The 19,851-nt window shown below is 70.4% G+C and carries 14 protein-coding genes and 1 pseudogene; 6 read left to right on the top strand and 9 right to left on the bottom strand.

Annotated features, from left to right (window positions below):
* Positions 1-133 precede the first annotated feature (133 nt).
* Positions 134-1,756, top strand: coding sequence for a hypothetical protein (locus tag QTQ03_RS09995; RefSeq protein ID WP_289277750.1), 1,623 nt, complete (start codon positions 134-136; stop codon positions 1,754-1,756).
* A 4-nt stretch (positions 1,757-1,760) separates the two neighbouring features.
* Here QTQ03_RS09995 and coaE read toward each other — a convergent pair whose 3' ends face one another.
* Positions 1,761-2,942 carry a dephospho-CoA kinase gene (gene coaE, locus QTQ03_RS10000; RefSeq protein WP_289277751.1) on the bottom strand — a complete coding sequence of 394 codons (1,182 nt, stop codon included), beginning with the start codon at positions 2,940-2,942 and terminating at the stop codon, positions 1,761-1,763.
* Between the two features lie 607 nt (positions 2,943-3,549).
* Positions 3,550-5,034 (bottom strand): 30S ribosomal protein S1, encoded by a 1,485-nt coding sequence (gene rpsA, locus QTQ03_RS10005; protein ID WP_289277752.1) that lies wholly within the window; start codon positions 5,032-5,034, stop codon positions 3,550-3,552.
* A 423-nt stretch (positions 5,035-5,457) separates the two neighbouring features.
* On the opposite strand from rpsA, the gene QTQ03_RS10010 reads away from it, so the two are divergent.
* The 4 genes and pseudogenes from QTQ03_RS10010 (at position 5,458) to QTQ03_RS10025 (ending at position 7,757) form a co-directional block, all read left to right on the top strand.
* A complete protein-coding gene (locus QTQ03_RS10010) occupies positions 5,458-6,267 on the top strand; it encodes a class I SAM-dependent methyltransferase (RefSeq protein WP_289277753.1) in 810 nt (269 codons plus the stop codon).
* Positions 6,268-6,306: 39 nt separating this feature from the next.
* Positions 6,307-6,525, top strand: coding sequence for a hypervirulence associated TUDOR domain-containing protein (locus tag QTQ03_RS10015; RefSeq protein WP_289277754.1), 219 nt, complete (start codon positions 6,307-6,309; stop codon positions 6,523-6,525).
* A pseudogene (locus tag QTQ03_RS10020) lies at positions 6,512-6,856 on the top strand (DUF3140 domain-containing protein); the annotation flags it as partial. The gene QTQ03_RS10015 and the pseudogene QTQ03_RS10020, both read left to right, overlap by 14 nt.
* 67 nt (positions 6,857-6,923) lie before the next feature.
* Positions 6,924-7,757 (top strand): serine hydrolase, encoded by an 834-nt coding sequence (locus QTQ03_RS10025; RefSeq protein ID WP_289277755.1) that lies wholly within the window; start codon positions 6,924-6,926, stop codon positions 7,755-7,757.
* Between the two features lie 295 nt (positions 7,758-8,052).
* On the opposite strand, the gene QTQ03_RS10030 is transcribed toward QTQ03_RS10025, so the two are convergent.
* The 3 genes from QTQ03_RS10030 to QTQ03_RS10040 all read right to left on the bottom strand — a co-directional run bounded on the left by QTQ03_RS10030 (position 8,053) and on the right by QTQ03_RS10040 (position 14,198).
* The gene (locus QTQ03_RS10030; RefSeq protein ID WP_502889727.1) at positions 8,053-9,642 is read right to left on the bottom strand and encodes an MFS transporter; all 1,590 of its coding nucleotides are present in this window, start codon (positions 9,640-9,642) and stop codon (positions 8,053-8,055) included.
* A gap of 388 nt (positions 9,643-10,030) precedes the next feature.
* A complete protein-coding gene (gene polA, locus QTQ03_RS10035; protein ID WP_289277756.1) occupies positions 10,031-12,730 on the bottom strand; it encodes a DNA polymerase I in 2,700 nt (899 codons plus the stop codon).
* A gap of 298 nt (positions 12,731-13,028) precedes the next feature.
* Positions 13,029-14,198, bottom strand: a complete 1,170-nt coding sequence (locus QTQ03_RS10040) for a D-alanyl-D-alanine carboxypeptidase family protein (protein ID WP_289277757.1) — start codon at positions 14,196-14,198, stop codon at positions 13,029-13,031.
* A gap of 594 nt (positions 14,199-14,792) precedes the next feature.
* Here QTQ03_RS10040 and QTQ03_RS10045 point away from each other — a divergent pair.
* On the top strand, positions 14,793-15,377 hold the full coding sequence (locus QTQ03_RS10045) for a hypothetical protein (RefSeq protein WP_289277758.1): 585 nt from the start codon (positions 14,793-14,795) through the stop codon (positions 15,375-15,377).
* Positions 15,378-16,033: 656 nt separating this feature from the next.
* On the opposite strand, the gene QTQ03_RS10050 is transcribed toward QTQ03_RS10045, so the two are convergent.
* Genes QTQ03_RS10050 through QTQ03_RS10065 form a run of 4 tightly spaced genes read right to left on the bottom strand, consistent with a single transcriptional unit; the run spans position 16,034 to position 19,802 of the window.
* Positions 16,034-16,744, bottom strand: a complete 711-nt coding sequence (locus QTQ03_RS10050) for an ABC transporter ATP-binding protein (RefSeq protein ID WP_289277759.1) — start codon at positions 16,742-16,744, stop codon at positions 16,034-16,036.
* Positions 16,734-17,672, bottom strand: coding sequence for an ABC transporter ATP-binding protein (locus QTQ03_RS10055; protein WP_289277760.1), 939 nt, complete (start codon positions 17,670-17,672; stop codon positions 16,734-16,736). The genes QTQ03_RS10050 and QTQ03_RS10055 overlap by 11 nt, the downstream gene beginning before the upstream one ends.
* A complete protein-coding gene (locus tag QTQ03_RS10060; RefSeq protein WP_289277761.1) occupies positions 17,665-18,822 on the bottom strand; it encodes a branched-chain amino acid ABC transporter permease in 1,158 nt (385 codons plus the stop codon). The genes QTQ03_RS10055 and QTQ03_RS10060 overlap by 8 nt, the downstream gene beginning before the upstream one ends.
* Entirely contained in the window at positions 18,819-19,802 is a 984-nt protein-coding gene (locus QTQ03_RS10065; RefSeq protein ID WP_289277762.1) for a branched-chain amino acid ABC transporter permease, read from the bottom strand. The genes QTQ03_RS10060 and QTQ03_RS10065 overlap by 4 nt, the downstream gene beginning before the upstream one ends.
* Positions 19,803-19,851: the final 49 nt, after the last annotated feature.

Here is a 19,851-nt window from a genome sequence, read left to right on the forward strand (position 1 = left end):
GCCGGCCGCCCCCGGCGCAGCGGTAGCAGCACCCGTTTCCGGCGTGCGCACCGTGTGGTCGCGCTGACGCGCTGACCGGCCGCCGCGAGCGCCCCACTCGTCACCCCAGCCTGATGAATCCGTTCAACCTCGCGTGGAGTTCCCCACCCGTCCCCGCCGCACGCCCCCCGAGCGCAGCCGCCGACCGGAGACCAACGGCCGCGGTCCGCGCGCGGTCGAGCCCGATCCGGCCGCCCCGGAGCCACCGCCGCCCGGCGCCGGCCGCGCCCCGACGCCCGCCGCCGCGCCGGCCGCCGACGCCTGCCCGCTCCGGGCACCCGGCAAGCCCCCACCCCCACCCCCACCCCCACCCCCGGCCCCGCACCGCCCGCTGCCCGACGGCACCCACACGGGTGCACTGCCCCGGGTGGTCACCGGCCGCCTCCGCACCACCCTGGTGCTGCTCGCGGCGGTGGCGACGGTCTCCGCCACCGCCCTGGTCGTCGGGCTGTCGAGCCGGGCGCCCGAGCCGCCCCGCGCGCTGACCTCGGAGGAACGCACCCGGCTCGCCGCGGTGCGGGTCACGAACTACCGCGACCTGCGGGCCGGGGTGCACCTGACAGCCGGCATCGACGCCGAGCGGATCGAGCTGATCGGCTGGGTGGACTGGTCCCGCCCGCTGCTCTATCTGGACGTGGGGGGCCCGGGCGCGGGCACCAACCGGGGGCTGCTCCAGGCCACGCCGACGGTGGTGGTGCTGCGGCCGGATCCGGCAGCCGCGCCGATCCCGGCGGCTCCGCCCCTGGTACCGCCCGCCGACCGTTGGCGCCTGGCCACCCTGCCCGCCGACGGCCGCCTCGCCCCGGTGCTCGACCTCCTGTCCGAACTCACGGCCGACCGGCCCGACCCGCTGGTCGGCGACCGGGCACGCTGGACCGGACGCACCGAGGTGACGGCCGAGCCGGTGGACGTCCTCGAGGCGCCGTTGCCGCCGTTGCGGCCCGACGCCGACGCATTGACGGTCGCCGACGGTCTGCCACGCTGGTGGGTGGATCGGGACGCCCGGGTGCACCGGCTCGAACTCCGGCTGCCCGGTGTCGGCCCGGTCACCGTACGGTTCAACCGCACCGACCGGCCGACGCTACGCCCGGTGGACGCGCTCGGCGGCCGGCCCGGAACGGCCCGGTCGCTCACTGCCGTCGAACAGCTTCGGCTGGCGCGGCTTCCCACCCGGCTGCGCGCGGTGGCCGGGGCGAGCGCCACCTTGACCGCTCCGCTCGCGCCGGGCACCAACCTGCGCGGACTGGGCTGGCTCAGCTGGCGCCAGCGGGCAGCGTATCTCGCGGTCACCGATTCCGACGCTCCGGGCCGCCGGACGCTCCTGCGGCACGACGACGGCCGGACGCACCGGATGGACGTGCCCGCGTCCACCGTGGCCGGAACTGTCGGGGCACCCGCGCGACCACCCCTGCCGGCGCCGGCCCGCGGCTGGCAGGCGTCCCCCGCCGACGAGCTCACCACGCTGGTGGACGCCGCCGTGCGGGCCGCCGCCGTCGGCCCCACCGGCACGGCCCGGCGGATCCGCGGCGACAGCCTCGCCGGGACCGCCGTGGACGTGCTGGAGCTGCGCGCGTCCGGCCCGCCACGGCGTTACTGGATCGACAAGTCGGGCCTGCTGCACCGGCTGGAACTGCGGAGCCGGGCCGGGACATGGGCGCAGCTGGACCTGACACCTGGGTCGGTGCCCCGGCTGGGCTCCGCACCGGAGGGACGGTGACCGGTCAGGGACGCCAGCCGGTCCGCGCCGCCCACCCCTCGGCCCGCAGGTGCGCCTCGTCGAACCACCTGTCCGTCGCGGTCAAAGGCCCCTCGGCGTCCGGCGGCGAAGCAGCCAGCTCCCGCTTGGACAGCAGGTACGCGGCCCGCTGGTCCGCCTCCGCCCGCAGGTGGTCCCGCAGCAGCAGCGCGTACCGCCAACCGGGCGAAGCGGTCTCGCGGATGTGCAGACGCACCGGTCGGGCCGGGTCGGCGCCGCCGTGCAGCCGCTTCGCCCACCGGCCGTCCCCGGACGGCCGGTGCGTGTCCCACCACTCGCCGGGCAGGCGTGGGAAGCCCGCGTCGCCGAGACGCTCGGCGAGGGGCCCGTCGGCGTCGGCGAGCCGCGGCACGGTGAGCTGGATGTCGATCACGTCCCTGGCGGCGAGGCCGGGGACCGCCGTCGAGCCGATGTGGTCGATCCGCAGGTCGGCCGGCGCGACGGCGTGCCGGATCCGGGCGGCCAGGCGCGCGTACTGCTGCGGCCACGTCGGGTCGGCCTCGATCAGCTCGACCCGGGGCGGCGGGACCGAGCGCCGCTCGCGCACGTTCGCCTCGTACGGCAGCAGCCGGTCCGCCCAGAGCGCATCGATCGCGGTGTTCAGCTCGTCGAGGGCGCCGTCGTTGGTGAGCACCGCGTCGGCGACCTCCCGACGGCGGACGTCGTCGGCCTGCGCGGCGATCCGCCGCCGCGCCTCCGCCCGGTTCATCCCCCGATACCGGGCCAGCCGCTGCAACCGGGTGGTCACGGCCGTCTGTACCACGATGACCAGGTGGTAGGTGGGGGCTAGCCCCACCTCCACCAGCAGCGGCACGTCGTTGACCACGATCGCGTCCGGCGGTGCCGCGGCGACCAGCTCGGCGGTGCGGGCTCGCACCCGCGGATGGATGATCGTCTCCAGCGTCCGGCGAGCCGTTTGGTCGGCGAAGACCACGGCCCCCAGCGCCGCCCGGTCAAGGGCGCCATCCGCCCCGAGCACCCGTTCGGAGAAGGCGGCGACGATCTCGGCGAGCCCCTCGGTGCCGGGTGCGACCACCTCGCGGGAGACCCGGTCGGCGTCGACGAGCACCGCACCACACCGCGCCAGCCGAGCCGCGACCGCGCTCTTGCCGGAGCCGATCCCGCCGGTCAAACCCACCGTCAGCACGGCACCAGTCAACCGGATCACGCGCCGACCCGCCATCCGGCCCCCGCCCCCGGCCACTCCGAGACGTGATGGAGTGGGCGACGCCGCGGTGGGCCAGCACCACCAGCCACCGGACGAGGTGATCCGAGCCCGATTCACACCGCCCCCAGCAGGGTCGACGTTTCGCGACGTCGGTTTACGCAACGCCGACCGTCGGGGTTGACCGGATTCTCCCCGCGTCAGCCCGGGAGGATCACCCCAAGCCGCGGGAGAAGAGATCATGGTGAACGTTGGCTACAGCCTCATGTGCGAGCAGGCTGGCCCGAGGCAACTGGTGACCACGCCGTGCACGCCGAAACGGCCGGATTCGACCACCTCGTCGTATCGGGCCACTGGCACTCGCCCCCGTACCCGCATCCCAACCGCGATCATGCGGTTCCTGCCCTAGAGGTGCACCTCTTGCGGCTCGCGTCGAGGCCAAAAGTACAAGATCGCGGTGGGGTTGGGGATAGGTATGGGGCTGGGTGGGGTAGGGGAACGAGAAGGCCCCGCCCCCGGGATCAGTGTGATCGCGGGGACGGGGCCCGTCGTCAGCGACGACTCCAGCTGTCGGGCTGGATACGCAGGGTCACTTGCCGCCGGCGAGCTTCTCCCGCAGCGCGGCGAGCGCCTCGTCGGTGGCGAGGGTGCCGGACGGCTCCTCGGCCTGCCGACTCGGGGCCGGGCTGGTCGAGGTGGTGGTGCCGGTGGCCGGAGCCGGGTTCGCGGCGGCCTCGGCGTCGGCGGCGCGAGAGGTCTGCACCTGCTTCTGGTGGGCCTCCCAACGCAGGCGCGCCTCGGCGTACTGCTGCTCCCACGTCTCGCGCTGCTTCTCGTACCCCTCGAGCCACTCGCCCGTCTCCGGGTCGAAGCCCTCCGGGTAGATGTAGTTGCCCTCGGCGTCGTAGGTCGCGGCCATGCCGTAGAGGGTCGGGTCGAAGTGCTCCTCGCCCTCGACGAAGCCCTCGTTGGCCTGCTTGAGCGAGAGCGAGATCCGGCGGCGCTCCAGGTCGATGTCGATGACCTTGACCATGACCTCGGAACCGACCTGCACGACCTGCTCCGGGATCTCCACGTGGCGCTCGGCCAGCTCGGAGATGTGGACCAGGCCCTCGATGCCGTCGTCGACCCGGACGAACGCACCGAACGGCACCAGCTTGGTGACCTTACCGGGCACGATCTGCTGGATCGCGTGGGTGCGGGCGAACTGCCGCCACGGGTCTTCCTGGGTCGCCTTCAGCGACAGCGAGACCCGCTCGCGGTCCAGGTCGACGTCCAGGACCTCGACCTCGACCTCCTGGCCCACCTCGACGACCTCGGACGGGTGGTCGATGTGCTTCCAGGACAGCTCGGAGACGTGTACCAGGCCGTCCACGCCGCCGAGGTCGACGAACGCGCCGAAGTTGACGATCGAGGACACGACGCCCTTACGGACCTGGCCCTTCTGCAGCTTGTTGAGGAACTCGGTGCGCACCTCGGACTGCGTCTGCTCGAGCCAGGCCCGGCGGGACAGGACCACGTTGTTACGGTTCTTGTCCAGCTCGATGATCTTGGCCTCGAGCTCGCGGCCCACGTACGGCTGGAGGTCACGCACCCGCCGCATCTCGACCAGGGAGGCCGGCAGGAAGCCGCGCAGACCGATGTCGAGGATCAGGCCACCCTTGACCACCTCGATGACCGAACCGCGGACGACGCCGTCCTCGTCCTTGATCTTCTCGATCGTGCCCCAGGCACGCTCGTACTGGGCGCGCTTCTTCGAGAGGATCAGACGCCCCTCCTTGTCCTCCTTCTGGAGGACAAGGGCCTCGATGTGGTCGCCGACCGACACCACCTCGGCCGGGTCCACGTCGTGCTTGATCGACAACTCCCGAGAGGGAATGACACCCTCGGTCTTGTAGCCGATGTCGAGCAGGACCTCGTCCCGATCGACCTTGACGACGGTGCCTTCGACAATGTCGCCGTCGTTGAAGTACTTGATGGTCTCGTCGATCGCGGCGAGGAAAGCCTCCTCGGAACCGAGATCGTCGACGGTGACCTTGGTGGCGCTCGAGGGGGCCTCGATGCTGCTCGTCATGTGGGCGGTTGCTCCGGTCGGATGGGTTGTCATCACGGACGTGGGCCGCGGTGACCTGTTCGCGCCAGCGGATCCGCCACCGGGCACACCGAACGATCACTGACTAGGATCATAACGATCACTGACTGGATCATGATGTGGCTCCGTCGACCGCGCACCTGCTCCCTGCCGAGGCACACCATCCGCGAGCGCATCGTCTAGCCTACCCGCTGCATTACCACAGCGTGCAAGCCCTCCCACCTCCTCGCCACCTCATCAGCTGCGAAAGCGGAGATTTCGACCGGAAGTCCGCCCCTGGTATCACGCAGGTCACAGCCGCCCCACCGGCCAAGGGTAACGCCGGTCGGCCGGGCATCGAGCCGGGGCGAGGCCCGGGACGGCCCCGCCGGTCGCCGGCACCAGATCGCCACCTAGCGTGGGCGAATGGACGATGACAGCCGGGTCACCCGCCGCACCGTCGGCAACGCCGAGGCGCGCCGCGCCAATCGCCACTGGTGGGACGCCGACGCCGACGCGTACCAGGCCGAGCACGGGGCGTTCCTGGGTGACGTCGACTTCGTCTGGTGCCCGGAAGGGCTACGCGAGTCCGACGCGCGCCTCCTCGGCGACCTGGCCGGACGACGCGTGCTGGAACTGGGCGCCGGGGCCGCCGCCGCGGCCCGCTGGCTGGCCACCCAGGACGCCTGGCCGGTCGCCCTGGACCTGTCCGCCAGCATGTTGCGGCACGCCGCGCTCACCGCCGACCGCACCGGGGTACGCGTCCCGCTGATGCAGGCCGACGCGCTCGCCCTACCGTTCACCGACGCCGCGTTCGACGTGGTGTGCACGGCGTTCGGGGCGGTACCGTTCGTCGCCGACTCGGCGGCCGTCATGCGAGAGGTCGCCCGGGTGCTGCGTCCCGGGGGCCGCTGGGTGTTCTCGGTGACCCACCCGATGCGCTGGATCTTTCTCGACGATCCCGGCGAGGCCGGGCTGACCGCCGTGCACTCGTACTTCGACCGCTCTCCGTACGTGGAGCAGGACGAGCACGGCGTCGCCACGTACGTCGAGCAGCACCGCACGCTCGGTGACCGGATCCGGGAACTGGTGGGCGCGGGCTTTCGGCTGGTCGATCTGGTCGAGCCGGAGTGGCCGGCGGGCCACCAGGGGACCTGGGGCCAGTGGGGCCCGCTGCGCGGCCGTCTCTTCCCCGGCACCGCCATCTTCGTCGCCGAGAAGCCGGCGTCCCGGTAACGGCCGTTTCTGTCGGGGCGAGCCGGGTACCCGAACGGCATGGCCAAGCAGGAATTCGACAGGGGCGACCACGTGTCCTGGGCCAGTCACAGCGGCCGGGCCCACGGAGTGGTCAAGGAGAAGCTCGTCGACCGGACGCACGTACGCGGGCACCCCGTCGACGCGTCACCGGAGGATCCGCAGTACCGGATCCGCAACGACCACTCGGGACGGGACGTCGCCCACCGACCGGAGGCGCTCCGCCATGAGCCGCGATGACCAGGGACGGGACACATACCACGAGTTCACCGAGGCGGTGAACATGAGGCCCCGCGAGCTGTCCAGGTGGCTGGAGACCGAGGAGTCCAAGCAGGTCGGCTGGCACAGGGGGGGCCGCACCGGCGGCGGCGAGTCGGTCGGACACGAGTCCGGCCGAAGGATCGTCGACCTCCTGCGCAGCAAGCGCGGCGACCTCGACGACGCCGACTACCGGCACATGCGCAAAGTGGTCGGCTACGTCCGGCGGCACCTTGCCCAGCGCCCGAGCGGCGAGATCCGCGACACCAGATGGCGCTGGTCACTCATGAACTGGGGCCACGACCCCCTCAAGTGAACGCACCGGTCGGTGCCGGTTCGGCTGGCCACGACCAGTTGCAGCCACCCCACGAGGACTGTCCATGAAGCAGACCAACACGGTCGTCGCCGCGCTCATCGCCGCTCTTCTCCTGCCCCCGGTCCTCGCACCCGCCACCGGGGCAGCCCACCGCCCCCCGCAGTATTGCGCGTCCACATCGCATCCCGAGTTGGCGGACCGACTATCCCGCGAATTGACCGCCCCCGCCCGCGGGCGGGACACCACACTGGCTTTTGCGATCTGGGATGAGCAGACGGGCCTGACCTGCGCTCACCACCCCACCATGCCGTATCAGGCGGCAAGCATCATCAAGGTGTCGATCATGACCGGCGTACTGCGTCGGGCCCAGGAGGAGAACAGGCGGCCGACCCCGCAGGAAGAGGCGGAGGTCCGGTCCATGATCGTCGATTCGGACGACCAGGCCACGACAACCTTGTACAACAGCCTCGGGCCGGCCTTCATGAAACGCACTCTCGAAGTCTCGGGTATGGACGACAGCCGCCTCGGCCCCGACGACAGGTGGGGCCGGACCCAGGTCACCGCGGCCGACGCGATGAAACAGTTGGACGTGTACTCGAACAGGTCGGACGTGCTCTCCCCCGAACACCGGGCGGACGGGCTGCGGCTCATGGGCGAGGTGGCTCCCGATCAACGCTGGGGAACCCCGCACGGCGCACCGCACGGGGTGACGGTGTATGTCAAGAATGGCTGGGCCCAGTTTCCGGACAAGACGTGGCAAATCAACAGTCTCGGCATCTTCACGGCAACGGGCAGGCGATATCAGATGGCTGTGCTGACGGATCAGAACCCGACCGAAACCGCCGGCATCGCGACTATCGAACAGCTGGCCCAGCACGTACACCACGCCCTGGAATAGCGGGTCCGCAACGACGGATGGCAGATCCGACGGGAGAAGCCTTCGCCGGCGGAAACGACATCCGAGGGAGCGGCGAGGTCCGGTCTCACGACGCAGGCAACCACCGAGGCCGGTTCCGGCCACCGCCCGGGAGGATCGATGCCGCACCCCGCGATGAAGAGCCGCACGTTCCAGCAGGCCACCTGGGACAGCCGAGATGGCGGTTTCTCCCGGACGTGGCACTCGAGATGGCGCTTGCGCCAGTTCCGTGAGAAGTTCCTCGGCGTGGCGTCGATGAATCTCGGGGACTGCGGATCTAACGGTGTTTTCGGCGCGTACCCGGCTCGCGGAAGCCGCGTAGCAGGAGCAGCAGGACGAGTGCGGCGAGGGTTGCGCCGAGGCCGAGGCTGAGTTGGATGCCCTGGGTGAAGGCCTTGTCGGCGGCGGCCCGGATCGCGCTTTCCTGTGCTGGGTTGGGGGCGGTGATGGGTCGTCCCGGGCCGACCTCGGCGACGTAGGCGTGGGGGTTGGCCTCGTCGATGATCTGCTGGACGACGGCGGTCCGCTGGGCGGGGTTGGGGATGGCGGCGGTGAGGTCGGTGTTGAGGGTGCCGCCGATCCAGGTGACCAGTACGGTGCCGAGGACGGCGTAGCCGATGCTCGATCCGAGGCCCCGCTGCGTGTTCAGCATGCCCGAGGCCATCCCTGCCCGGTCCACCGGAACCGCGTTCATGGCCATACCCGTGACCGGTGTGACGATGAGCGCGATGCCGCCGCCCGCCAGTGCCAGGCCCACGACCATCACGGCGACGCTGAAGGACACCCCGGCCAGGATGACGACCAGTCCGGTGAGGATAAGAAGTTGACCGGCGATGACGGGCCTACGGGGTCCGTGTCGGGCGGCGAGCCGACCGGCCACCGGGGCCATGATCATTTCCGTCGCGGCGAGTGACAGGAGCAGCAGGCCGGTGTCGAGCGGAGAGAACTGCCTGACGTTCTGGAGATACTGCGTGGTCACCAGCAGCATGCCGTAGATGCTGAAAAAACAGAAAAAGATGGCCACGATCCCGAGCCGGTAGACGCGATGACCGAACAGCCGCAGGTCCATCATCGGCGAGGGTGTGTGCAGTTCACGGGCGATGAACCCCGCGAGTGCCAGGCCGAAAACGGCGAACAGGCCGAGGATCACCGGTGAGGTCCAGCCGAGTCGTTGACCCTCGATCACCGCGTACACGAGGGCGCCAACGGTGATCACGAACAGCGCCTGCCCCGGTGGGTCCAGACTGCTGCGGGTGGAGGTTTCGCGGGACTCGGCCACGAACCGCAGGCTCAGCCCGATGATCGAGACGACCACCGGGATGTTGACGAGGAAGACCGCCCGCCAGCTGACGAGATCGGTGAGCACGCCCCCGACGGTCGGACCGAGCGCCAGGCCCATGGTTCCGATGGCCGTCCAGAAGCCGATAGCGCGAACCCGCTGCCGCTGGTCGGGAAACGCCGCCGACACCAAAGCCAGCGAGGCGACGTTCATCACGGCGGCGGCCAGGCCCTGCGCGCCACGCGCCACCACCAGGATGTCGAGACTGGGCGTCAGCCCGCAGATCGCGGAGGTCAGGCCGAACATGGACACCGCGATCAGGTACAGCCGCCGCCGCCCGAACCGGTCGACGAGCGTCGCCCCCGCCATCACGATCACGGCCAGACCGAGGCTGTACGTGTCGACGACCCACTGAAGATCCGCCTCGCCCACCCCGAAGTGGGCCTGGATGTCCGGCAGCGCCACGTTCACGATCAGCACGTCCAGGAAGAGCATGAGCACGCCGAGCCCGGCAGCGACGATCGTCATCTTCTGTCTGACGGTCCATCCGGGCGCGCCCTCGTGTTCGGCTTCAGGCGTGTCTCCCACCAGCTCACCGTACTGACCGAATGTGGACTTCCGGCACATCAGGCCGTTTTCTTCACGAACCGGCCCGAAGTCATTCGCTGATCGTGGCGGTGTACACGGTTGGCGGGTGGCGCACGGCGCGTCTGTCGTGGCGGTGGCCAGGGCGCGGTGGCGGTTGGGCTGGTTGGCGCCGCACTCCACACCGTGGCACCGCCGACAGGTCATCGGTCGAAAGGCGGGTGGCCAGCCCCCTGGGAGCCCTTCTCACGCCGGTGCGCGGCCCTGGTCAGCCTTGACAGGGACAGTCGCGGTGATGCCTCGACGGCACACCTTCATCGAGAACCTACGCCCCCCGGGCCGCGAGGCCACTTGGGACGAGGGCCACGTCGCCCGAGAACCTGCACCAGACTCAGTGATCCGCGCTGTTCCAGTCCCGCCCCTCGCCGATGGACACCTCGAGCGGCACCGACAGCGCGTACGCCCCACCCATTTCCCGCCGCACCAGCTCCTCCAGCGCATCCCGCTCGCCGGGGGCCACCTCGAAGACCAACTCGTCGTGCACCTGGAGCAGCATCCGAGAGCGCAGCCCGGCGTCGCGCAGCGCCGGGTCGACGTGCAGCATCGCCACCTTGATGATGTCGGCGGCGGACCCCTGGATGGGGGCGTTGAGCGCCATCCGCTCGGCCATCTCCCGGCGCTGCCGGTTGTCGCTGACCAGGTCGGGCAGGTAGCGGCGGCGACCGAGAATGGTCGACGTGTAGCCGTCGTGGCGGGCGCGGGCCACCACCTCCTGGAGGTAGTCGCGTACCCCGCCGAACCCGGCGAAGTAGTCCTCCATCAGACCGCGCGACTCCTCGGCGGTGATGCCCAGCTGCTGGGACAGGCCGAAGGCGCTCAGCCCGTACGCCAGGCCGTAGTTCATCGCCTTGATCTTGCGCCGCTGGTCGGCGGTGACCGCGTCGACCGGCACCTGGAACACCGACGAGGCGGTGGCCGCGTGGAAGTCACGGCCCGAGTTGAACGCCTCGATCAACGCGTCGTCCGACGACAGGTGGGCCATGATCCGCATCTCGATCTGGCTGTAGTCGGCCGTGAGCAGGCATTCGTACCCCTCGCCGACCACGAAGGCCCGACGGATCCGCCGCCCCTCCTCGGTTCGGATCGGGATGTTCTGCAGATTCGGCTCGGTGGACGAGAGTCGCCCGGTCGCCGCCACCGTCTGGTTGAAGGTGGTGTGGATGCGCCCGTCGTCGGAGACCGACTTGAGCAGGCCGTCCACGGTGGTCTTCAGCTTGGCCACGTCGCGGTGGCGCAGCAGGTGCGCGAGCACCGGGTGCGGGGTCTGCGCGTAGAGCCACTGCAGGGCGTCGGCGTCGGTCGTGTAGCCAGTCTTGATCCGCTTGGTCTTCGGCAGGCCCAGCTCGCCGAAGAGGATCTCCTGAAGCTGCTTCGGCGAACCCAGGTTGAACTCCCGCCCCACCGCCTCGTACGCCCCCTGCGCGGCGGCCTTGACCTCGGCGGCGAAGTGCGCCTCCAGCTCCGACAGGTAGGCGGTGTCGGCGGCGATGCCGGTGCGCTCCATGGCCGCGAGGACCCGCATCAGCGGCAGCTCCACGCCGGCCATCAGCCGGGCGGACTGTTCCCCGTCCCGGGACAGCTCGGCGTCGATGGCGTCGGCCAGGTCGAGGGTGGCGCGGGCGCGGAGCATCAGGTTCTGCTCGGCCTCGCCGTCGTTGCCGAGGCCGTCGAAGGTGAGCTGGCCGGTGTCCGGCGTGTCGACCCGCAACTCGCGGTGCAGATAGCGCAGGGCCAGGTCGGTCAGGTCGTACGACCGTTGGTCCGGACGGGCCAGGTAGGCGGCGATCTGAGTGTCGCGGGCGATGCCCGCAAGCTGCCAGCCGTGCGCCGCGGACGCGAGCACCGCCGGCTTGCTGTCGTGCAGCAGCTTGGGCCGGGTCTCGTCGGCCAGCCACGCGGCCAGCGTGCTCTCGTCGGCGGCGGCCAGCCGGGCTGGGTCGAACCAGGCCGCCGCCCCGGCGGCGGTGGCCAGCGCCATCCCGGTCACCGCGGCGGTGTGCCGCCGGCTCGGGCCGGTGTCCAGCGTGACGGCGACCCCGACCGGCGCACCGGCCAGCGCGTGGGTGCCCAGCCAGGCGGCGAGCGCGCCCGGCTCGGTGAGCACCTCACCGGTGAGGTCGAAACCGGCCTCGGCCTCCGGCTCGACCGCCTCCAGGTACTGGTACAGCCGATCGCGGAGGATACGGAACTCCAGGGTGTCGAAGACCTGGTGCACCGCCTCCCGGTCCCACCCGGCCCAGCGGGCGTCCGCCGGTCCCAGCGGCAGCTCCAGGTCGGAAACCAGGAAGTTGATCTCGTAGTTGCGGATCACGTCGGCCAACCGCTCGCGCAGGCTGTCACCGGCCTTGCCCTTGATCTCGTCGGCCCGGGCGACGACCCCGTCCACACCACCGTAGGTGGTGATCCACTTGGCGGCGGTCTTCGGCCCGACACCGGGAACGCCGGGCAGGTTGTCGCTGGTCTCGCCGACCAGCGCGGCGAGGTCCCGGTACCGCTGCGGGGGGACACCGTACTTCGCCTCGACCGCCGCCGGGTCCATCCGGGCCAGGTCGGAGACGCCCTTGCGCGGGTACAGCACGGTGATCCCGTCGCCGACCAGCTGGAACGCGTCCCGGTCGCCGGTGGTGATCAGCACCTCCAGGCCCTGGTCGCGGGCCTGGCAGGCGAGTGTGGCGATGACGTCGTCGGCCTCGTAACCCTCCTTCTCCACCACCGGGACACGCAGCGCCGCGAGGACCTCCTTGACCAGGCTGACCTGGCCCTTGAAGTCGGTCGGGGTCTCACTGCGGCCGGCCTTGTACTCCGCGTACAGCTCGGTGCGGAAGGAACGCCGGGACACGTCGAACGCCACCGCGATGTGCGTGGGCCGCTCGTCACGCAGCACGTTGATCAACATTGAGGTGAAGCCGTAGACCGCGTTGGTCGGCTGGCCCGTCGTCGTGGAGAAGTTCTCCACCGGCAGGGCGAAGAACGCCCGGTAGGCCAGGGAGTGTCCGTCGACGAGGAGCAGGCGCGGCGTCGTAGCTGTCACGCAGGCGACTCTAGTCCGTACGCCTGACAAGCTCCGCCCCGACGTGGCGGGCCCGCGGCCGACGGCCCGGCCGGCCCTCCCGGCGAAACCGCAGCCTGGCAGGAAGGTCGCCCGCCTCCCCGCGTGCTCCCATGTCTCGCGCCCGATGGGCTGCGGCCGTCAAGCGGTGCGGGTGAACCGTCGCCGTGACCGCTACCCTTGCGCACGCGACATGCGGTGGCGGCGCCCGCTCGGCGGCGGCCCGCACCGGACGCCGCCGCCGCGCACGTGGCAGGTTATCGGGCGGCGCTTGGCTGGCCTACCGTCTTCCGGTGGGTCGCCCGCTGACGCTCCGCCGCCGTGAAAACACGACGATCATGACCACCACCGCGGCGGCGGCGGTGAGGCCGAGGCCGGCCAGCAACGCCGAGGGGCTCTTCCTGTCCTCTGGGCCGACGAGGCGGCCGGCGGAAACGTCGGCAGGCAGGGTGAAGCCCCAGTCGAGCAGGGCTACCGCCTCTCCCATCCGGCCCAGCGGCTCGGTCTCGGCTCCGAGCAGGGTCACGGCGAGCCGTCGGCCGTCGCGTTCGGCCACGCCCACGTACGTCTCACGAGCCAGTGCGGTGAAGCCCGTCTTCCCGCCCAGGAAGCCCGTCTTCCCGCCCAGCATTCCCGGATAGCGGTCGAGCAACGTGTTGTTGTTGGTGATCTCGAAGGCAGGCTTTCCTCGTTGTGCCGGCACCGTCGCCACCCTGGTTTCTACGTAGCGCCGGAAGTCTTCTCGAGCGAAGGTAGCGCGGGCGATGAGCGCGAGGTCGTAGGCGCTGGTGTACTGGCCGGGAGCATCCAGGCCGGAGGGCGTCACCGCGTGGGTCTGGTTCGCACGCAGGCGCTGCGCTTCGTCGTTCATCGCGTCGACCCCGCCCTGCCGTCTGCCGTCGCCACCCACACGGGCCAGGACGTTGGCGGCGTCGTTGCCCGACACGAGGAGAACCCCCTGCCACAGATTCTCGATGGAATACCGGCCACCCTCGACTACCCCCATCAGCGAGCTGTCTGGATCGAGGTCGGCCAGGTCCTCGCGTTCGACCTCAACGACCTGTTGTGGATCGAGGTCCGGCATCAGGGCGGCTGCCAGGAGCAACTTCTGGACGCTGGCGGGCCTTCGACGCTCATGAGGGGCGCATCCACCGAGAACCCCACCACCGTTGAGATCCGCCACCACCCAGGCGGTCGCGGTCACCGCCGGCGGCGTGGGCACATCGGGCGGAACAGCCAATCCTGCCGTTGCCAGCGCGTCGCCTCCGACTGTGCGCTCCGCGAGGTCCACGGGGGGCGGAGCCGGCGTGGCGGGCGGGGGCACCGGCGGCGCCACCCTCGGGCACGGCACCTCCTGCGCGGCTGCCGTGCGCGTCGGCGGCACAACGGCCACGGCGGGCACCACCAATGCCACACCCAATGCCGTGGCCACGATACGAGAGGTGCTCACTTCCTGGACGATAGTCCTTGGGGCCTGGCGAGTAAGGATTTCAGGTCGGTTGGTGGCAGGCGAATCGGCGGGCCATCACGATGGCCACGGAACATGGTCGTCGTGGCGAGGCACGCCGACGGAGATGCGCCGGCTGGCATCGACGGCGACGTTGGTGGCGGTTGCCCACCCTGACGCACCGCCCGTCGCCTCTCGGCGGTGCGGGCAACCGGTCGTGGTACGACGCGGCCAGCCGCTGTGCGGCGACCGGGGTGGTCCCGCGTGATCGGCACGCTCGCGAGCCTGGGCGCGTCCAGCCTGGGTCGGACGTCACCGGTGTCTGGTTGATGCCTGGTTGACGTGTGATCCGGGACACGGCGATGACCAAATCGGCGAGGGTACAGGGGACGCCACACTGGGTAAACGACTTGGCTAAGGAAGCGCCCCGCCGAGGAGGGCGCGAGCCCCGACACGATGGTGGGCCGCCGGTCGTTGCCGCACCGCGCGCCCGGCGTTCGGGTTGTCGATGTTCTTCTCCCCGAGTCTGCGCCGGACGGCGCTCGCGCTGTGCCCCTCCCATCGGTCGTGGCGTCGACCCACCGAACGGAGCATCCCATGAACACGATCTTCCGTCGTAGCGTCCTTGGTATCGCTTGTCTGGCCCTGAGCGCCGGTGTGGCCGCGGGTCCGTTGGCCACCCCCACCGGCACCTCCCCCGCCTCGACCGAGGCTGGCGTGGCCCAAGCCGGCAAGCCGGACATCGGCACGCTGATCCCGCACGGCACACAGGGTGAGCAGTCCCGCATCGACCTGGGCGACGAACAGACCGCGAACACGAAGGCGGTCATCGCCGCGACCAAGAAGGCCGGCATGGACGAACGCGCCGCCGTGCTGGCGATCGCGACCGCCTTACAGGAGTCGAAGCTGAAGAACCAGGGTCACCTGGGTGAACACAACGACGAAGACTCGCAGGGTCTGTTCCAGCAACGTCCGTCCTCGGGTTGGGGCACGGTGGAGCAGATCACCGACCCGGAACACGCGACCACCGCGTTCCTCGAGGCACTGAAGCAGGTCGACGGTTGGGAGGACATGCCGCTGACCCAGGCCGCACAGAAGGTGCAAGAGTCGGCCCACCCCGACCGCTACGCGCAGTGGGAGACCCAGGCCGCCGACCTGGTCGCCGAGCACTGGAACAGCTGATCACCACAGAACCGACCGCAGGGGAACGAGCCGTTGGCCGCGCACCCGCTGGCCCCGAAGTCGAGTAGCCGGGAGGGATCGCACCTCCCGGCTCGCACAGGCCCGGGCGCAACAGTCCCCGCCACCCGGTGGCTGGTCGGCTCGAAGGACAGCAGGTCCACCTCGAGATCGAGCGGGTCGGCCCGGTGGTGAGGCCCTTCCCTGCGCGGGCGGGTTCGATCTACGGCAGCCCGTCGATCGCCCGGGAGCGGGCCGGCCTCGACCGGGGCGAACCGCGGATCGACGCCCGCGTCGCCCGACAGGTCGGCTACGCCGTTGTGGGCCGGGACAGCGGCCAGCACACCGCCCGCCGTGCCGGCGCCGAGGATGGCCACGCCGTACTGTTCCGCCGCCTGTCTGGTGCCTGCAGCCTTCATCGCCGCTCCTTCGTGTGGATCCGCCCATCCACGCACCGGCCGGAGGTGCCGGTCGGGGGCACGCGGCACAGCCGAAGACCGGCCCGGTGGCGAGGTCGGTGGGGTGCGACAGGCCCCGAAGGGCAGGCCCGGCTCGACGCCGACCACAACCGAACGCGGACGCGTCACAGGCCGGCGCACCGGTCCCGGACGGCGAGGACCGGCCGGTGGTCGTCGCCACCGGCCGGTCCGTCGCGCGGGTTAGGCCACGCCCAGGTACGCCTCCTTGACCGACGGGTCGTGCAGCAGGTCCTGACCGGTGCCCTCCTTGACGATCCGGCCGGTCTCCAACACGTACGCCCGGTGTGCACGGGAGAGCGCCTGCTGGGCGTTCTGCTCGACCAGCAGGATGGTGGTGCCCTGCTGGTTGATCTCCGTGATGATGTCGAAGATCTGCTGGATGATCATCGGGGCGAGCCCCATCGACGGTTCGTCCAGCAACAGCAGCTTGGGCCGGCTCATCAGGGCCCGGCCTACCGCCAGCATCTGCTGCTCACCGCCGGAGAGCGTGCCGCCGTGCTGCTTGCGCCGCTCTCGCAGGCGTGGAAACAGCTCCAGCACCCGCTCCAGGTCGGCGGCGATCCCGGCGTGGTCGCGTCGGGTGTACGCGCCCATGTCCAGGTTCTCCAACACCGTCATACCGGGAAAGATCTGCCGCCCCTCGGGCGACAGGCACAAGCCCCGGACCACCCGCAGGTCGGCCCGCAGCTTGCTGATGTCCTGCCCGTTGAAGACGATCCGGCCGCCGGACAGCGACCGGGTGCCGGAAATGGCCCGCATGGTGGTGGTCTTGCCGGCGCCGTTGGCACCGATCAGCGCCACCACCTCACCCTCGTTCACGGTCAGGCTGATGCCGTGCAGGGCCTCGATCCGGCCGTACGACACAGTGACATTGTCCAGCTCAAGCAGCATCGGCGGACTCCCCCAGGTACGCGGCGATCACCCGCGGGTCTCGACTGACCTCGGCCGGCGCGCCATCGGCGATCTTGCTGCCGAACTCCAACACGACGATCCGGTCGGTGACCCCCATGACCAGGCGCATGTCGTGCTCGATCAACAGCACGGTCACGCCCATGTCGCGAATCTTCCGGATCAGGTCGAGTAGCTCCTCCTTCTCCGCCGGGTTGAAGCCGGCCGCCGGCTCGTCCAGGCAGATCAGCTTCGGTTCGGTGCCGAGCGCACGGGCGATCTCCAGCCGGCGTTGGTAGCCGTACGGAAGGTTGCGCGCCGCGTCGTTGGCCCGGTCGGCGATCCCGACGAAGCGCAGCAGCTCCATCGCCTTCTCCTCGGCCGCCCGCTCCTCCAGCACGTGCCGGGACAGTCCGAACGTGCCGGCGAAGGCTCGCCGGATCTGCTGCCAGGTGCGCAGCGGGCCGGACTCGGCAGTGACCTGCGGCAGCTCCGCCGGCCCGGGCCGCCTGCGCGGGATCCGGAACAGCGCGCCGGGTACGCTGGTCCGGTGCCGGGAGTCCGTGCCGACGATGACGTTCTCCAGTGCCGACATCTCCGGGAAGAGCCGGATGTTCTGGAACGTCCGGGAGATGCCCAGCCTGCTGATCTGGTGGGGCTTGCGGCCGGTTACCCGCTGATCGCGGAACCGCACCGCACCGGCGGTCGGCTTGTAGACGCCGGTCATCACGTTGAAGCAGGTCGTCTTGCCGGCACCGTTCGGGCCGATCAGGCCGAGGATCTCCCCCTCGTGGATCTCGAAGCTGATCCCGTCGAGGGCGACCACGCCGCCGAAGCGGAGCGTGACGTCGTCGATCTGGAGCAGCGGCGTGCGGGGACCGGGCTGCGCCGGAATCTTCGGCGCCGCCGCACCGGTGGTCTCGTCAGACATGAGCGGGCGCCTCCTCTGCCTCGGTCGCACGGTCCTTCAGCTCGCGGGTGCGCCGCCGGCTCGGGATCAGACCCTGCGGCCGCAGGATCATCACCATCACCATCGCCAGACCGAACGCCAGCCACCGGTAGTCGGCGATCTCCCGGAACCGCTCCGGCAGGTACGCCAGCAGCACCGCGCCCAGCGAAACGCCCACCATGTTGCCCGAGCCGCCGACGACGACCATCGCGACGAAGAGGATCGACAGATTCACGTTGAACTGGGTCGGGTCGATGAACGCGTACCGGCTGGCGAAGAGCAGACCTGCCAGGCCACCCAGGGCAGCCCCGATCGCGAACGCCCATAGCTTGTACTTGAACGGGTAGACGCCCATCACCGCCGCGGCGTCCTCGTCCTCGCGGATCGCCAGCCAGGCCCGACCGACCCGGCTGTGCTCCAGCCGGCGCACCGCGAACACCATCACCAGGACGACGGTGATCGCCAGCCAATACCACGGCTTCACGTCGACCAAGCCGAAGAGCTCGTTGTCCGCCGACGGTGGCCCCTCCGGACCGGGGATCGCCGAGATGCCCTGCGGGCCGTTGGTGACGTTCTCGGAGTTACGGGCCACGATCCGGATGATCTCGCCGAAGCCGAGCGTCACGATGGCCAGGTAGTCGCCGCGCAGCCGCAGCGTCGGCCAGCCGAGCAGGACGCCTGAGATCAGCGTGAGCACCAGCGCGATGAACGCGCACACCGCCCAGGTCACCGCCCACGTCTCCGGCAGGTCGAACTCCCGCTGGAACCATTTGACCACCGGGGAGTTCACCGAACCGAACAGGGCGACGCTGTACGCGCCGATGGCGAAGAAGCCGATGTATCCCAGGTCGAGCAGACCGGCGAGGCCGATCACGACGTTGAGGCCGATCGCCACCAGCACGTAGACGGCACAGGTGAAGAGCACGCCGGCCCAGTTGCTGCCGCCCTCGATCGAGTCGGTCCGCAGCCAGGTCAGGCCGGGGATGCCGAGCAGCGGCAGGTAGTACAGGAAGACCACGAAGGCGGCGAAGCCCAGCGCCCGCTGCCACTTCGGCAGGGCACGCCAACGGTCACCGACAGCACGCAGGGCGTTGACCCGTCCGCGGTCCAGGTTCCTGATCTTGTCGATCATGCCCGTGCCCTCCCCAGCGACTCGCCCAAGATCCCGGTGGGACGGAACATCAGCACCACGACCAGCACGACGAAGGCGATGACGTCCTCCCAGTTGGAGGCGAAGAGGGTCGCGCCGTAGACCTCGACGATGCCGAGCAGCATGCCACCCACCAGCGCGCCGCGTAGGTTGCCGATGCCGCCGAGCACCGCCGCGGTGAACGCCTTGAGACCGAGCACGAAGCCGACGGTGTTCAGCGTGAAGCCGAACCGCATGCTCCACAGCAACGCCGCCGCGCCGGCCATGATGCCGCCGAGCACGAAGATCAGCATGATCACGCGCTCCTGGTTGACGCCCATCAGGGCCGCCGTCTCCGGGTTCTGCGCCACCGCCCGCACCCCGCGCCCGTACCGGGTCTTGTTGATGAACCAGTCCAGGGCGGCCATCATCCCCACGGCCGCGACGAAGACGATCACCTGGACGTTCGTGATGCTGGTGTTCGCGATCGTGAGGAGCGTCTCCTGCTCAATGATCGTCGGCATGCCCACGATCTGCCGGGCCCGCCCGAACATCGACGGCAACACGCCGCCGAGCAGCTTCGGCAACACCAGCCCGAAGACCTCGATCAGCACCAGCGACAGGCCGATGGCGGTGATCAGGAAGATCAGGGGTGGGGCGTTCTTGCGCCGCAGCGGACGGTATGCGATTCGCTCGATGGCGAGCGCGGTACCGCCGGAGGCAAGGGCCGCGACGATCAGGCCGAGGACCAGGAACAGCACCGCCTGGCCGATCGGCGGATTGTTCTCCACGCCGAACGCGGTCCACAGGCCGAGCACCGCGAACGTGCCGACCATGAACACCTCAGAATGCGCAAAGTTGATCAGACGCAGGACGCCGTAGACGAGGGTGTAGCCAAGGGCGATCAGGGCGTAGATCGCCCCCTTTGACAGCCCGTCGACGGTGTGCTGGCCGATGTGGCCGAAGAGGTCGTCGAAATTCACCGGGGTCTCCTTGCATCGAGTGCGGCCGGGGCGAACACCCCGGCCGCAC

Origin of the sequence: Micromonospora sp. WMMA1363, assembly GCF_030345795.1 — a bacterium.
Taxonomy (GTDB): domain Bacteria; phylum Actinomycetota; class Actinomycetes; order Mycobacteriales; family Micromonosporaceae; genus Micromonospora.

What these genes read in the sequence shown, in the direction of transcription:
- rpsA (WP_289277752.1), bottom strand. Translation starts at nt 5,034, where the DNA reads ATGACGAGCAGCATCGAGGCCCCCTCGAGCGCCACCAAGGTCACCGTC.
- QTQ03_RS10010 (WP_289277753.1), top strand. Translation starts at nt 5,458, where the DNA reads ATGGACGATGACAGCCGGGTCACCCGCCGCACCGTCGGCAACGCCGAG.
- QTQ03_RS10015 (WP_289277754.1), top strand. Translation starts at nt 6,307, where the DNA reads ATGGCCAAGCAGGAATTCGACAGGGGCGACCACGTGTCCTGGGCCAGT.
- QTQ03_RS10025 (WP_289277755.1), top strand. Translation starts at nt 6,924, where the DNA reads ATGAAGCAGACCAACACGGTCGTCGCCGCGCTCATCGCCGCTCTTCTC.
- QTQ03_RS10045 (WP_289277758.1), top strand. Translation starts at nt 14,793, where the DNA reads ATGAACACGATCTTCCGTCGTAGCGTCCTTGGTATCGCTTGTCTGGCC.
- QTQ03_RS10050 (WP_289277759.1), bottom strand. Translation starts at nt 16,744, where the DNA reads ATGCTGCTTGAGCTGGACAATGTCACTGTGTCGTACGGCCGGATCGAG.
- QTQ03_RS10055 (WP_289277760.1), bottom strand. Translation starts at nt 17,672, where the DNA reads ATGTCTGACGAGACCACCGGTGCGGCGGCGCCGAAGATTCCGGCGCAG.
- QTQ03_RS10060 (WP_289277761.1), bottom strand. Translation starts at nt 18,822, where the DNA reads ATGATCGACAAGATCAGGAACCTGGACCGCGGACGGGTCAACGCCCTG.